The sequence below is a fragment of the Streptomyces sp. NPDC058279 genome, from assembly GCF_042881255.1.
GTDB lineage: Bacteria > Actinomycetota > Actinomycetes > Streptomycetales > Streptomycetaceae > Streptomyces.
The window spans coordinates 326607-341152 of record NZ_JBHVYA010000001.1 but is presented as its reverse complement, the minus strand read 5'-3'; the positions used below and the strand labels follow the sequence as shown (position 1 = coordinate 341152).

General features: G+C 70.4%; 14 protein-coding genes. 6 read left to right on the top strand and 8 right to left on the bottom strand.

Annotated elements, in window-relative coordinates; all coding sequences use genetic code 11:
* Window positions 1-145: 145 nt before the first annotated feature.
* From ACFVXJ_RS01635 to ACFVXJ_RS01605, 7 genes are all read right to left on the bottom strand, one after another.
* On the bottom strand, window positions 146-2068 hold the full coding sequence (locus ACFVXJ_RS01635) for a beta-galactosidase (RefSeq protein ID WP_389656885.1): 1923 nt from the start codon (window positions 2066-2068) through the stop codon (window positions 146-148).
* On the bottom strand, window positions 2065-3102 hold the full coding sequence (locus ACFVXJ_RS01630; protein WP_389656882.1) for a zinc-binding dehydrogenase: 1038 nt from the start codon (window positions 3100-3102) through the stop codon (window positions 2065-2067). Before ACFVXJ_RS01630 ends, ACFVXJ_RS01635 begins: the two co-directional genes overlap by 4 nt.
* Window positions 3099-4070, bottom strand: coding sequence for an inositol monophosphatase family protein (locus ACFVXJ_RS01625; RefSeq protein ID WP_389656879.1), 972 nt, complete (start codon window positions 4068-4070; stop codon window positions 3099-3101). Before ACFVXJ_RS01625 ends, ACFVXJ_RS01630 begins: the two co-directional genes overlap by 4 nt.
* Window positions 4067-5335 carry an aspartate aminotransferase family protein gene (locus ACFVXJ_RS01620; protein WP_389656876.1) on the bottom strand — a complete coding sequence of 423 codons (1269 nt, stop codon included), beginning with the start codon at window positions 5333-5335 and terminating at the stop codon, window positions 4067-4069. Before ACFVXJ_RS01620 ends, ACFVXJ_RS01625 begins: the two co-directional genes overlap by 4 nt.
* 281 nt (window positions 5336-5616) lie before the next feature.
* Complete coding sequence (locus tag ACFVXJ_RS01615) at window positions 5617-6231, bottom strand: GPP34 family phosphoprotein (RefSeq protein ID WP_389656873.1); 615 nt, start codon at window positions 6229-6231, stop codon at window positions 5617-5619.
* Complete coding sequence (locus ACFVXJ_RS01610; RefSeq protein ID WP_389656870.1) at window positions 6228-6830, bottom strand: HAD family hydrolase; 603 nt, start codon at window positions 6828-6830, stop codon at window positions 6228-6230. The genes ACFVXJ_RS01615 and ACFVXJ_RS01610 overlap by 4 nt, the downstream gene beginning before the upstream one ends.
* A 49-nt stretch (window positions 6831-6879) precedes the next feature.
* A complete protein-coding gene (locus ACFVXJ_RS01605) occupies window positions 6880-8112 on the bottom strand; it encodes an MFS transporter (protein WP_389656867.1) in 1233 nt (410 codons plus the stop codon).
* A gap of 171 nt (window positions 8113-8283) precedes the next feature.
* On the opposite strand from ACFVXJ_RS01605, the gene ACFVXJ_RS01600 reads away from it, so the two are divergent.
* Both ACFVXJ_RS01600 and ACFVXJ_RS01595 read left to right on the top strand, forming a co-directional pair.
* Complete coding sequence (locus ACFVXJ_RS01600; protein ID WP_389656864.1) at window positions 8284-9051, top strand: DeoR/GlpR family DNA-binding transcription regulator; 768 nt, start codon at window positions 8284-8286, stop codon at window positions 9049-9051.
* Window positions 9052-9463: 412 nt separating this feature from the next.
* Window positions 9464-10549 (top strand): LuxR C-terminal-related transcriptional regulator, encoded by a 1086-nt coding sequence (locus ACFVXJ_RS01595; RefSeq protein ID WP_389656861.1) that lies wholly within the window; start codon window positions 9464-9466, stop codon window positions 10547-10549.
* Between the two features lie 97 nt (window positions 10550-10646).
* Here ACFVXJ_RS01595 and ACFVXJ_RS01590 read toward each other — a convergent pair whose 3' ends face one another.
* Window positions 10647-11300 carry a hypothetical protein gene (locus ACFVXJ_RS01590; RefSeq protein ID WP_389656858.1) on the bottom strand — a complete coding sequence of 218 codons (654 nt, stop codon included), beginning with the start codon at window positions 11298-11300 and terminating at the stop codon, window positions 10647-10649.
* 153 nt (window positions 11301-11453) lie between these two features.
* Between ACFVXJ_RS01590 and ACFVXJ_RS01585 the strand changes: the two genes are divergently transcribed.
* From ACFVXJ_RS01585 to ACFVXJ_RS01570, 4 genes are all read left to right on the top strand, one after another.
* Complete coding sequence (locus ACFVXJ_RS01585; RefSeq protein WP_389656855.1) at window positions 11454-11879, top strand: nuclear transport factor 2 family protein; 426 nt, start codon at window positions 11454-11456, stop codon at window positions 11877-11879.
* The gene (locus ACFVXJ_RS01580) at window positions 11876-12715 is read left to right on the top strand and encodes an NAD(P)H-binding protein (protein WP_389656852.1); all 840 of its coding nucleotides are present in this window, start codon (window positions 11876-11878) and stop codon (window positions 12713-12715) included. Before ACFVXJ_RS01585 ends, ACFVXJ_RS01580 begins: the two co-directional genes overlap by 4 nt.
* Window positions 12716-12966: 251 nt before the next feature.
* Window positions 12967-13581 (top strand): TetR/AcrR family transcriptional regulator, encoded by a 615-nt coding sequence (locus tag ACFVXJ_RS01575; protein ID WP_389656849.1) that lies wholly within the window; start codon window positions 12967-12969, stop codon window positions 13579-13581.
* Between the two features lie 545 nt (window positions 13582-14126).
* Window positions 14127-14468: a MerR family transcriptional regulator gene (locus tag ACFVXJ_RS01570; RefSeq protein WP_389656424.1), complete on the top strand. Its 342-nt coding sequence runs from the start codon at window positions 14127-14129 to the stop codon at window positions 14466-14468.
* The last annotated feature ends 78 nt before the right edge of the window (window positions 14469-14546 follow it).

Here is a 14546-nt window from a genome sequence, read left to right as displayed (position 1 = left end):
TCGCTCGTGGGAGGGGCCCGGCGGGAAGGTGGTCCGCGGGATGCAGGAGGGCAGGCAGGCAGAGGCAGGCGGGAGCACGGAAAGGAGGAAGGGAGCGGGCGGCGGGAGGCGCGCTGTCAGGTACGTTCTCCCGCCGCCCGCGTTCTCAGGAGGCCCTCACGCGTGTCGCGTCGGCCTGTTCGCCGTCCCAGGTGAGGACGACGGGCGAGGTGGACGCCGACTCCGGGGTGGCCAGCCAGCCCAGGAGTTCGCCGTCGCGGGTGACGGTCACGGCGGCGGTCCCGGCGGGGAGGTCCAGGGTCCAGCCGCCTCCGGTGCCGCTACCGGTCCCGGTGACCCGCTCGTCGCCGTCGGTGGGGTTGAAGGCGCCGACGATACGGACGCCTCCGGGCCCGGAGCGGCTCAGTACGCGCGCCCTGCCGTGCGCCGTCGTCCAGCGCGGCCCGTCCCCGACCGGCAGGGCGGCGGCGAACGCGGCGACGAAGGCCGCGACCGCTCCGTCGGCCGATTTCCCGGCCGGCACCGTCAACCGGCCGGGGCCGTCGGAGCCGTCGGGCTGTCCGGCGCGCAGGACGGCGACGGGGAGTCCGTCCCGTTCGCCGGCCGGCTCGGAGTGGCCGTCGAGCCAGCCCAGACCGAGCTGCCGGCCGGAGGTGGCCAGCTGCTCGTGCACGGCGTCGGCGACCTCCGCGAGGACGGTGCGGCCGGTGCGCTGCCAGGCTCCCGCCTCGGGCAGGGTCCGGTCGAGGAGAACCAGCGCGTCGTGATCCGGCGTGCCGGCCATCAACAGGTCGCCGAAACGTTCCAGGAACCGGGACAGCAGGCGCAGCCCTTCGGCGTTGGCCTGGTGGGCGCCGGATTCGGCGAGCGGCGCCCCGGGGCTGTACGGCGGCGCGTGCAGGGCCGGGTCGACTCCTTCGGAGCGCAGCCCGTCGGCGTGCATGTCCACCAGATCGCCCCAGTTGCCCGTGGCGCAGGCCGTGTAGACGCTGAGGGTGGTGGAGCCCAGCAACAGCGCCAGGAGGGCGTTGAAGACCGGGGTGGCCGGCTCGGCGAAGGTCTCGTCGGTCCAGGTGAAGCCCCAGTTGGCCTCGACCACGTCGGTGCCGCCGAGCAGGATCCCGGCCAGGTGGGAGCCGAACGCGGTGGTGTCCCGGGCCGGGTTGCCGACCCACTCGGTGTGGCCGATCAGGTGGCCGGAGCCCCGGATGGCGCGCTGCCGGGCGGCCCAGGCGTCCAGGGCGGCGCGCGGTGCGGTGAGGCCGGTCAGGGGTACGTTGGCCAGCCGGACCGGTCCCGCCGGGAACAGGGCGGAGATCCTGTCCCACAGGCCGACGATGGCGTAGCCGGACCACCGCGACCACGACTGCCGCAGGGCACTGGTCCACCGGGCGACGTCCTCGCCGGTCCGGGCGGCCTCGTCGTGCAGACCGCGTCCGGCAAGCCAGCGGGAGAACGCCTCGCGGGCGGCGGGTGAGGCGTCCTGCGCGTCCACGGGCAGGTGGGCGTCCCCCGAGGTGCCCTCGTTGCCGAGCTGGAGGGCGACCACGGGGCCGTCGGGGGCGACGGCCCCGGCGACGACCTCGTCGGCGACGGCCCGCAGCCAGGCCTCCGTCTCGGCCTGCACCTTCGGGTCGAGGAGGCTGGGCAGCGGCTTGCCCTGGGAGGTCAGGACCGTGCCGTCCAGGCCCCGGTACGGGGTGTGCGGGGGGCCGCACAGCCGGTCGGGCAGGCCGCCGAGTTGCACCTCGGCGTGGATGAACGGGCCGGGCTTGAGGAGAACGCCCAGCCCGGCGGCGGCGGCCAGCTCCAGCAGTCCGACCACATCGCGCTGGGGGTCGGTCTTCCCGGTGAAGTCGAAGGAGCGGTCGGCGCCTTCACCGATCTCGTGGAACCGCCACGGCAGGTAGCAGGACACCACGTCCACACCCAGGCCGCGCAGTTCCCGCAGGTTGGCTGCCCAGTTGGCGGGGTCGGCCCGGTAGTACGGGTACTCGCCCACGACGACCGGGCGGGTGGTGCCCGGAACCAGCGCCTCGGCCAGCGGGGTACGGGGGGACGGGCTCACGCGTCCTCCCCCGCGTACGGCGGTACGAGGACGACCTTCAGCGCCGCGTACTCGGCGCCGGGAACGGCCGCCAGTGCCTTGAAGGCCTCCTCGTGGTCAGCGAGGGCGAAGCGGTGGGTCACCACGCGCTCCAGCGGCAACCTGCGGGCCAGCTCGACGGCCTTGGGGAAGATCATGCTGTTGTAGTCGCCGGCGCCGATGATCTGCAGCCCGCGTTGCAGCAGGGCCAGCGGACGGACCGTGGCGGACGCGTTGCTGTTGAAGCCCATGATGACGACCCGGCCGCGCACGGCCGCGTAGCCGATGCTCTGCTCCAGGAGGTTGCCGACGGAGTCGACGACCAGGTCGCCGCGTTCGACGAGCGCCGGGTCGTCGGGGGTGTGGACGGTGACCCGGTCCCCGAAGTCGGGCGCGTCGAACACCTCTTCTGCGAGCTTGCGTCGGACCGGGTCGGGCTCGACGAGGAGGACCGTGGCCCCGTGGAGCTGGGCGGCCATGGCGGTGACCACGCCCATCGGGCCGCCACCGACGACGACGGCGGTCTCGCCCGCCACGAGGCGACCGGCCTCGATGTTGTTGAGGGCGCAGGCGAGCGGCTCGACGACGACGGCGCGGTCGAAGCTCATGCCCTCGGGTATGGCGTGGCAGAAGAGCTCGGGGAGGCGTATGTACTCGGCGAAGGAGCCGTCGTAGTCCAGTCCGACCTCGGTGCCCGCCTTGCGGGCGCAGAAGTTCCAGTGGCCCTCCAGGCAACTGGGGCAGCTGCCGCAGTACAGGGTCGGGTTGACGATGACCCGGTCGCCGACGGCGAAGCGGGTGACGCCCGGGCCGGTGGCGTCCACGACGCCGACGGCCTCGTGGCCCATCACCACGCCGGTCTCGGCGGGGAACTTGCCCACGAGCACGCTGCGGTCGGTGCCGCAGATGCCGCTCTGGGTGACGCGGATGATGACGTCGTCGGCGGCCAGGGGTTCGGGCTTGGGGTGGTCGACCAGGGCGAGCGTGCGGTCGGCGGTGAGCGTCAGGGCCTTCATGATTCCTCCCTCGCGGACGCGTCGGTTCCGCGGCCGAGGTCCCAGCGGATGGATTCGAGCAACTGCTTGTGGAGTTCGGGGGTGGCCGCCGCGATGCAGGACTTCTGGTTCATCGGGCCGAGGTCCACCAGGGAGGTGCTGCCGAGGTCGTCACCGTAGGCGTCGGTGATGACGACACCGGCCAGCCGGGCGAGGTAGACGACGGCGGCGATGTCGTAGGGGAACAGGTGCAGGATCGAGCCGCGGCCCACCCGGAGGAACGCCTCCTCCGTGTCCGGGTGGTCGCGCAGGACCCGGTTGCCGATGTCGGCGTACGCGTCGAGCTGGCCCGTGATGATCCGGGAGATGGAGAAGGTGCTGCTGTTGAAGACGAAGATGCCGCCGGTGTTCGCCGACCGGTCGACGAGGTGACCGTACGCCTCGGTCATCAGGTCCATGGGGTGGCCGTTGAACTCGATCGACCAGAACATCCGGGTCAGGTCGGTGTTGCGGCTCAGTCGCGGCACCGGGGCGGCGAACCCCCCGCTGTCGAGCCCCCCGGTGTCGTCCCCGTAGAGCCACGCACCACTCTTGATCTCCACCAGGCATGCGGCGTCGACATCGGCGAGGGTGGGCGCCCCGTCGCCGTAGGGGGCGGCCGCGATGGACACCATGCCCATCTCCAACCCGGCCGAGGTGGGGCGGGTGCCGTCGATCGGGTCGACGACGAGGAGGATCTGCGGATCGGGCGCGAGCTCGACGTAGGAGCCGTCCTCGGTGTACAGCGCCGTCGGTACGTCGGCGTGGGCGCGGAGGTAGTCCAGTACGGCCTTCTCGGCCACCTCGTCGACGTCGAACTGGGCGTCGCCGCCCGGGGAGTCGCCGTGGACCTGGCGTTCGCTGCCACCGGCCTCGTAGGCCAGCAGCTCGGAGCGGACGTACTGGCCGAGGGACGTGAGGAGCTGCTTCATCGGGTTGGCGGCGGTCATCGGGCCAGCTCCGCGAGGAAGAGGTTCTCCAGCTTGTCGCAGATCTCCTCGGCCTGGTCCATGGTGAGGATCAGCGGCGGGCGGATCTTGAGGACGTTGCCGTAGCCGTAGCGCGAGGTGCGCAGGATCAGGCCGTGGTCCATGGCCTTCGCGGCCAGGTGGTTGGTGAGCTTCACGGCCGGCTTGCCGTCCGCTTCGGCGATCTCGAAACCGATCATGAGGCCGACGCCGCGGACGTCGACGATGGCCGGATAACGGCGCTTCATGTCCGCGAGGCGTTCCATGATGTAATCGCCGGTCCGCGTGACGTTCGCCAGGAATTCCGGCTGCCGAACGATGTCGAGAGTGACGTTCGCCGCCGCGGCGGCCAGCAGATTGGCGCCGTAAGTGAAGGAATGGTGGCTCGCGGGAAGACCGGCGAGCCGCTCATTGGTGAGGATCGCCGCCACCTGGGCACCCGACCCGCCGAGCCCCTTGGCCGTGGTGATGGCATCGGGCTCGACACCGAAATACTGGGCCGCGAACATGTGGCCGGTCCGGCCGATACCCGTCTGGATCTCGTCGAATATGAGGGCGATGTCCTGCTCGTCGCAGAAGGCGCGTAACTTCTGCATGTAGCCGTCCGGCGGCACGATGTTGCCGCCGTTACCGGAAATCGGCTCGATGAGGACGGCGGCGACGCGGCCGGAACTCGCGTAATCGACGAAGTCCTCAAGGCGATCCACGCACATCATCCCGCAGGTCTCCTTCTTCTGCCCGTAGAAGCAGCGGAAGCAGTACGGGTCGGGCACTTGGAGGCTGCCGGGGAAGAGGGTCGGGAACGGCTCGCGGCGGAACGAGTTGCCCGACATCGATGTCATCATCATCGTCTGGCCCACGTGGCTGCGGAACAGGGTGATGACCTCGGACTTCCCGGTGGCGAGCTGTGCCATCTTGATGGCGCCCTCGTTGGCGACGGAGCCGCCGGAGACCTTCGGGTGCACCTTGGTGAGGTTGGCGGGGGAGACCTCCACCAGCCGCTGGACGAGCCCGTTCACCGGGTCGCTCTGGTACGAGGAGGTGATGTGGATCACCTTGTCGAGCTGGTCCTTCATCGCGGCGACAACGGCCGGGTGGGAATAGCCCAGGCTCAGATTGAACGTCGCCGAAGCGCAGTCGAGGTAACTCTTTCCGTCCTCGTCGTAGAGGTAGACACCCTCACCCCGCGCCATTTTGTAGTCACTGACGGGGTAATAGATGTGCTCGGTAACATCCTTGGTTTCCATCGGTCCCTCTCACGCGGGTCACTGAAAAACATCACGGGGTGGACGGTGAAAGACAACTCACGTCCGACAGGTCGGGGATGGGGATCGGCTCGATGCCGGTGGGGGCGGCCCGGAATACTTCACCCGTTGCAGACAGGGATCTCGCGGCAGCGCCTTCGGATTCATACGATCACATTCCAACGGCCCCTGACAAGTGGCCTTTTGGGGATGTCCCTCACTTCGCGCTCGGGAGGTGCCCCCACCGGGGCATGCCGCAGCCAAAGGACTGACGGGGAAACGCCCTAACCGGGAAAGGCCAAGGCGGTGGCGGAGGATCTGAGCGAGTCCGAGACCGCGGTCGCGGCCAGGGTGACGGGCACTCCGGCGGGCCCGAGAGCGGCCGCGGACCGGAGGGAGCGGCGCGCCGCCTCGGCTCGGGGGAGGTCCGGCCAGGCCGGCCCGTGCAGGCCGGTGGCGGTGAGCAGGGCGCCCGCGGCCACGGCGGTCAGGACGTCGGGGTCCGGCTCCTCGACGGCCGTACGCACCGTGCGCAGCGCCTCCCCGGGTCGCATGCGCAGGTGGCCGTGGGGCACCGGACGGCCCGGGGGACGCGACCCGGGGAGCAGCGCGGCGAGCGCCCAAAGGCCCAGCGCGCGCGCCCAGTCGGCCGGTGTCCGGCAGCCGGGGGAGGAAGAGCGGAGACGGTCCAGGAACGCGTCCAGTGCCGGATCGCCCGATCCGCCGCGACCGAGCAATCGGACGCGGTCCGGGCGCAGTTCCAGTCGACCCGCCAGTGCGCCCTGCACCAGCAGGGCGCCGACGAGCCCCCGGCCGGCCTCGATCTCCCGGCGCGCCGGTGGGAAGTGTCCGTCCACGGCGGCGGCACAGAGGGTGTACAGCCGGGGTGTCGCTGTCACGGCGACGCCGCCTCCAGCGCGGCGCGCAGTTCCTCTGGGGAGGTGAAGAGGTGCCCCTGGAGGCCCAGTTCGCGCGCCGCCCGGACGTTGTCGGCCCGGTCGTCGACGAACAGGATGTCCTCGGGGGCGAGGTCGAGGGCGCGGACGCACCACTGGTAGGCGGCCGGCTCGGGTTTGGCGCTGCCGATGCGGCAGGAGAGGCCGCGGACGGCGAACCGCTCCAACCAGGGCTGGGTGGCCTCGTACCGGGCGGCGAGTTCCTCGGGGATGTTGGAGAGGAGCCCCAGGACGAGCCCCCGGTCGGCGAGGAGATCCAGCAGCTCCACGGCGTGCGGGTCGATCTCGCTCCAACTGTCGAGGTCGGCGGAGATCAGGTCCGCGGTCAAGCGGGCGTCGAGTGGGATTCCGAGCTGGGCGGATACCTTTTGCCAGTAGCCGGGCCCCGTCACCTCGCCACGGTCGTAGGGGGCGCGCTGCGACCAGTACGCCTCCCAGAAACGCTCGGGGTCGGCGCCGGCGGTGCGTTCCAGCACGGCTTGCGACTCGGCGGACTGGACGCGGGCTATGACTCCGAACAGGTCGAAGAGAACGGCTTTCATGAGCTGGGCTTCCTCACGTTCCTCAACTTCATCGTGTTCCTCGTCTGCGTCAGGTTCGGGGGGTGGCGACGGCGTCGGCGTGACCCGTCTCGCGGGGTGCTTCCACCCCGCCGGGATCGGGGGCGTTGCGCCGCAGCCACAGGCTCAGGACGCCGCAGAGCAGGGCGAGGACGAACAGGACCAGCGGCACGGTCTTCACGTCCATCGTGTCGATGACGCCTCCCAGCAGCGGCGGGAAGGCCACGCCGCCGATCATCGAGGCGGCGATCACATAGGCGCCGGCCGCGGCGACGCTGGGGACGGCGCGGTTGAGCCAGGGCAGACAGGTCGGGAAGATCGGCGCGATCATCAGGCCGACGCCGAAGTACGCGTAGGGGGCGACGGCGGGAATCGTCGCCAGGAGGAGGAAGCCGGCCATGCCCGCACAGCAGACGATCAGGATCGAGGGCGCGGACCAGCGGAGGCTGAGGGGGGCGACGACGAAGCGCCCGATGGTCATGGCCGCCCAGTAGGCGGACGTGGCGGTGGCGGCGGTGGCGGCGCCGTATCCGACGGCTTCGAGATGGGTGGGCTCCCAGCCGCCGACGCCGGTCTCGATGGCGACGTGCAGGACGTAGATGCCGATGAACACCGCGATGATCGGGAGCACCCGGGGTCCGGTGGTCGTGGTGCCCGCCGCCGGGGCGGCCTGCGGCTCCCGGGCGGCCACCCCGCCCAGGGTGACCATGATCAGCAGACTGACCACGCCGATGCCCAGGAAGATCTGCGGGTACTTGTCCGCCCCGAGCCAGCCGATCAGGGCCGGTCCGGCGATGGCGCCGATGCCGAAGTGGCCGTTGAGCAGGTTGAGCATGGCGGTGCTGCGGCGGCCGAAACCGACGGCGAAGAGCTGATTGAGGCCGTAGTCGATGCCGCCGAAGCCGAGACCGATCACGAACGTGCCGACCAGGGCCAGGAACCAGTTCGGCGAAAACGCGAAGGCCGCCGCACCGGCGGCCATGAGTACGTAGGAGCCGCCGAGCAGCACCCGGTTGTTCAGCCGGCCCCGCAGGAGGTGGTAGATCAGCACACCCGCCAGTGCGCCGATGAAGTGGGCGCTCAGACTGAGCCCGGCCACGGCGGGGCTGATGCCGAACTCCTCGCGCAGGGCCGGGATCGCGGGTCCGTACAGCGCTTGTAGGGCGCCGATGACCACGAACGCCACGCACGAGGCGACGATCGCGAGGCTGGTGAGGAGAGGCTTTCCCGTTTCGGGCGGGTCGGCCTCAGTGGTGGCGGACATCGCTCTCCTCATCGTTCAGTGTCGAATGAACATGATCCACGTTCATAGCTGCGTAAAGTTCACACTTCTTCGCTCACCATACGCAGGCAGCATGTTCGTTTCAACAGATCTCCTGTCCGTAACGCACATCCGAAGCACCTTCGGTGCTCCGTCTGTGCTAAAAGCAGACACATGAACGTGATGGAGAGGCACAAGTTCGTGGTGGGACTGCTCATGAAGCAGAACCGTGCGACCGTCGCCGAGCTGGCCCAGGCCACCGGGGCGTCCGAGATGACCATCCGGCGCGACCTGGAGGTCCTGGAGTCCCGAGGGGCGCTGCGCCGGGTGCGCGGCGGCGCCGTGAGCAGCCTGCCCGGTGGCGTCGAGCCGCCCTATGCGATCCGGGCCATGTCCGGGGCGCAGGCCAAGGAGCGGTTGGCCCGCGCCGTGGTCGCCCTCCTCACCGACGGCGAGACCGTGGCCCTGGACACCGGTACCACCGCCGTGGCCGTGGCCAAGGCCATGGCCGGCCGTCAGTTCACGGTCGCCCCCCTCTCCCTGCACGCCGCGTTCGCCCTCTCGGGGCAGTCCGGCATCCAGCTGGTGATGCCCGGGGGGCAGGTGCGGCCCGAGGAACTCTCGTTCTACGGCCACGCCCCGGTGCAGACCTTCAAGGACCTGTGCTTCGACACGTTCATCCTGGGTTGCTGCGGCGTCGACCCGGTCCACGGCGCCACGGCCTACAACCTCGACGACGTCCAGGTGAAGCGGGCCGCGGTGGCCGCGGCGCAGCGGGTGATCCTCGTGGCCACCGCCGACAAGATCGGCCGTAGCGCGTTGGGGCGGATCTGCTCGATGGAGGAGATCGCCCTCGTCGTCACGGACGCCCCCGCCGACTCTCCCGCCGTCGAGGTGTTGCGGGATCAGGGGGTCGAGGTGGTCCATCCGGGGAACGACTGAGCGGTGGCGCCGGAACGGGTCCGGCCGGACGTCTGGGGTTCACGTCGGTATGCCCTTCGTGCGCGGCGCACATCCGGGATCGGTGCGCCGCCCTCAGCATTCAGCAGCGACCGCCCGTCGCCAACGGTGTCCGACCGTCGTGTTGTGGACTGTCGGAAAGACGACGGAAAAGACTTGCAGAAATTTTCAGCCGCATTTCCGTGCCTTCCCGGCCAACCCTGCGGAGGTGTGGCGTCCGGTGATCCGCGGCGCAGACCGCCGCAAAATCCCCGGCGGGAGCCGATACGGGTCCGTCGCGGGGTCGCCGCCCGCACCGGGGAAGCATGTCCGATACACGTTCCCGGGCCGGGCGTGATGGCCGGCAGTCTTCTAGCATCGCGGTCGCGACGGATGCGAACGAGAGAGCAGCGACATGGAAACAGCCGCACTGCAGCGCCCGCAGGACCGCGACCGGCCCAGAGAACTGACCGCCGAGGAGATGAACCTCTACCGTGAGTTCGCTGAACAAGGCCCCCTCCGAACGAGCCAGTTATTAACCCGCGACGCTCCCGACAGCTACCCCCGGACCCTTGAGGCGCTCCTCGCCGCGGGGCTGGTCCAGCAGATCGGCCCCGACTGCTTCGCAGCAGCCAACCCTACGGACGTGTCCGAGGAGTTACTGAAACGCTGGGAGGAGCGGGTCCAGGGGGCCCAACTCGACCTGCTCCGCATGCGGGGCCAATTGGCAGAACTCGCCATCGTCCACGCCGCCCGCCAACGCACCCTCCAAGGGCCGCCGTTGGAACGGATCGAGTCTCCCGCCGAACTGCAACGCATACTCGACCAACAGGCCGCCGAATGCGCCCAGGAGGTGCTCGGCGCCCAACCCGGCGGCCCCCAGTCGACCGCCTCCCTGCGCCGTGCGCGCGAACAGAACCGGAACCTGCTGACCCGCGGCGTCCGTGTCCGCACCCTCTACCAGCACTCGGCCCGCTTCGACCCGGCGACCGTGCGGTACGAAGCGGAGATGGCCGATCTCGGAGCCGAGGCCAGAACGGTCTCCGGAGGCCTGCTCCGCTGCCTCGTCTTCGATCGGACCCTGCTCGTCCTCCCCCTCCAGGACGCGACGGGTGGAGCGCTGCTCGTACGCAGCCCGGACCTGGTCGCGTTCGTGGCCGAGATGATCGAACTGCTGTGGGCCACGGGCGAGCACCTCAGCAAGCCGCGCGAAAAGGCGTTCATCCAGGACGTCGCCGACCAGGCGAAACGTTCCATCTTGCAGCACCTGGTCCAGGGCGATGACGACCGGGCCACGGCCCGCGCCCTGGGCATCTCCGTACGCACCTGCCAGCGCCACGTCTCCGCCCTCATGCGTCAGCTCGGCGCGACGAGCCGCTTCCAACTCGGTTACCTGGCCCACCGCCACGGTCTGCTCGCATACGACGGCCCGACCCCGGCACCCACGACCCTCACCCCAGCGGCACCCCCACGAGCCGAACCCACCCTCCGGCCGGCATGAACGCGCCAGGCGCCTGCCGGCATGGTCCACCTGCCGCCGCTGCCGCCACCGCCCTCCGCGGCCACCGTCCGGCACTTCGCCGCAGGCGCCCGTCCCGCTACGTACGGGGCGTGCCGTCCCAGCGCCAGGTGGTCAGACGAGGGTGTCCGTCCAGTTCGGCGCGTCCGGTCGCCCACAGCAGGGTGAGCCAAGGATTCGTGGTCGCCGGGGCGTTCGGAAACAGTCGGCCGAGCACCCGTGAGCACAGATCGGCGGGCGGGCTCCAGCCGAGGCCGAGGCCTTGGGCCAGGTCGTGCGTGTGCACCAGGGTCTCCACGATCCCCATCGCGGCGAAGCCCTCGGCATCGGAGACGCCGAAGACGTGGTGGGCCCGGACCTGCGGGGGCGTCGTACGTGCCATGGCGACCAGCAGCGCGCCACTGGCCTCCAGTACCCGCAGCAGGCCGCCGGGCCCCGCCGTACGGTCCGCGTGGATGACGTTCGCCGGGCCGCCGGGGCGCCGAGCCACCCACACGAAGGGCACCTCGCCGTCCAAGGGTGGCGTTCTGGGGCCCAGTTGGGCGGCGTAGGCGAAGAGGTCGTCGCTGAGGTGCTCGACGGTCTCCCAGCAGTCCCACTCCAGCGAACCCGCCTTCGCGTCCCACGCCGACGGGGGCGCCTCGCGCAGGACCGCCACGGCGAGCTGTACGGCGAAGTCGAGATCGTCCGGGGTGACGGACGTCGGGAGGCCGTTCTCGGCTGATCGGGACATGGCAGGACCGTACCGCCAACCGCCGGGCCCCACCTCGTACGCTTGCAAAACGGACTGCCAGTCCGCATACTTCCGGGACGCACCCGCTCAAGGGTCGAAGGTCCGTAACCGACCAACCGGATACGGCGTTTCGGGCAGAACGGAAGTCTGATCATGAGAGTGTCGATGACGGCCGAGGAGCTGTACCGCCACGGTCTGCGACTCCTGCTGGACAAGGACATCCCGGGGTGGGTGGACCTGTGGCACGAGGGCGGGATCATGGAGTTCCCCTTCGCACCGCCGGGCTGGCCCGCGCGGCTCGAAGGCAAGGCCGCGGTCGGCGAGTACATGCGCCACTACCCCGACCACGTCGACCTCCACGACTTCCCCGACGTGACGATCCACCAGACGACCGCGGTCGAGACGATCGTGGTGGAGATGCGCGGCATCGGCCGGCTGGTGGCGACCGACAGCCCTTTCGACATGACCTACATCGCCGTGGTGACCGTCGAGAACGGGCTCATCACCGCCTACCGCGACTATTGGAACCCCCTCGCCGCGTCAGAGACCGGCGCCGACTTCACGGGAACGAACCGATGACCGACCTGAACACCACCTTGGTCATCGGGGCCACCGGCACCACCGGCAGCCGGGTGACCGCCGGTCTCGTCGCCGAAGGCGGCCGCGTCAAAGCCGCCAGTCGAACCGCCGGCCCCGTCGAAGGGGCGCAGCCGGTCCGCTTCGACTGGCACGAGCCCGAGACCTGGGACGAGGCGGTGGCCGGCGCCGGCCACGTCTACCTCGTCCCGCCCATCGGCTCCACCGACCCGGCCGCGGCCATGCTGCCCTTCCTTCGCCGGGCCCGCGAGGCGGGTGTGCGCCGCGCGGTGCTCCTCGGCTCCTCGGCGATACCCTCCGGAGGCCCGGCCGTGGGCCAGGTCCACCAGGCGCTGCCCGGCCTGTTCGAGGAGTGGGCGGTCCTGCGGCCGTCCTGGTTCATGCAGAACTTCGTCGGTCACACCCCGCACGCCCGCAGCATCCGCGCCCACGGCGCCATCTGGTCGGCCTCGGGGGAGGGGCGCGTCGGGTTCGTCGACGCGCAGGATATCGCCGCCGTCGCGGTACGCGTCCTGACCGACGGGCAGGCTCCCAACCGTGACCTCATCCTGACCGGGCCGCAAACGCTGAGCTACGCCGAGGTCGCCGCGACCATCACCGACGTCACCGGCCGGCCCGTCGTGCACCGTCACCTGACGTTCGAGCAGCTGCGTGACCGTTGGGCCGCCGAGATACCGCTGGAGTTCGCCACCATGCTTGCCGACATGGACCGCCGCATCGCCGCCGGCGCCGAGGACCGGGTCTCGGACACGGTCGAGCGCTTCACCGGCCGCCGAGCGGGCGGCTTCCGCGCGTTCGTGGAAAGGGAGGTGGTATGACGCGGCCGTGCTCCCCTCCTACGAGGGCCGGCCGGCCCGTATCCATGGTGTGATCGCTCCACCCCGGCGCGACCCGGCCCACGACGACGCGTATCTTCGACTGGCTCGACGACACCACCGCGACCCGGCCGTACCCGACCCGGCCGTACCCGACCCGGACCGTCTCGCCGCAGTGGCCCCGCCGGGGCGGCGCGGCCGGGCGCGAGCCGCCGGCCGTGCGAGCCCGCCGGGTGGACCAAGGAGGAGGACCCGTGACCCAGCGCCCGGAGCGAGCGGACGCCCTGCGCAACCGAGAGGCCGTCCTGGCGGCCGCGGACGCCCTCTTCGCCGCCAGCGGCAGCCCCCACACCGTGTCGATGGACGACATCGCCGCGGCCGCGGGCGTAGGCAAAGGCACGCTCTTCCGTCGCTTCGGCGACCGGGCGGGCCTGATCGGCGCAGTGATCGCCTCCCGTCTGGAACCCCTGCGGCACGCCGTGCGGGAAGTGTGGGACGAGGCCGGTGCGTCACCGCGACAGCGGGTGCTGCACCTCCTCGACATCTCGCTCCGCTTCAAGATCGAGAACCGTAACCTGATGTCCGCGGCGGAAGACGCCGGGCTCAGCAGCAGCCCCTACCGGGCCGAGCACTACGGTTGGTGGCACGAAAACCTCCGCACCGCATTGGCTCAAGTGCCCGGCGCCCACGACCCGGACTACACCGCCCATGCCCTGCTGGCGGCCATCCGCGCCGATCTCGTCGGCTACCTGCTGGACGATCGGAAAAAAACGCCGGAAAGCCTGCGCGCCTCCCTCGCGGCCTACCTCGACAACGTGCTCGGCAACGGCAACGGCAACGGCAACGGCAACGGCACCGACGCCACCTGACGGCAGCCCCGAAACCGCACGCCGCTGTTCGAGTCCGATTACCTCCCTGTCGAACACGCAAAAATCTATGGTGGTCGGAGTAGACATTGCGTCTCGGCGTGGTTATGGTTTCTCTCGTAACCAGCAAGGTCGAAGGGCCCGGCAGAGATGAACTGCCGGGCGATGGTACCCGCGAGTGCAGTACAGCAGGACGGTGCGGTGGCGGGGTTTCGAAGCCAGGATTGGTGCAGGACGGCGACGGGACCGGCGACCGGACCGGGTGACCCGCAGTGATCAGGGGCCGCCGTGAGCAGTACCCGCAATAGAGCAGTACGCAGTTCCCGCAGGTAAGTAGTTGATCAAGAGGGAAGAGCGGAGGGACGAGCGCCATCAGGATCGCCCGGGCGTGAGCGTGAGACCCGGGTACCGCAGGACATCGATAGTGAGGTGGTCTCCGGTCAAGCAACCGCGATCAGATGGTGTAGCAGTTCCTTCGGGGCCCTGGTGCCGTACGGCACCAGGGCCCCTCCACGCGTTTTCCCAAGGCATTCACGCAGAAGGTGAAAGTGACAGCAGACGCCTCGTTCGACCGTCTCGAAGACGACGACTACCCCGCCTACACCATGGGCCGGGCCGCCGAACTCCTCGGCACCACCCAGGGCTTCCTCCGCGCCATCGGCGAAGCCCGCCTCATCACCCCGCTCCGCTCCCCGGGCGGACACCGCCGCTACTCCCGCTACCAGCTGCGCATCGCGGCCCGCGCGCGGGAACTCGTCGACCACGGCACCCCCATCGAGGCCGCCTGCCGCATCGTCATCCTCGAAGACCAACTCGAAGAAGCCCAACGCATCAACGCCGAATACCGCCGCGCCGCCGCCACAACGGGCACCCCGACGACCGCCGCCTGAAACGGCACCGACGCCGTCGCCGGCCCGGTTTCCGGGGGTTCCCGGCGGCCCCCGGCCGATACGATGCGAGGGGTTTCG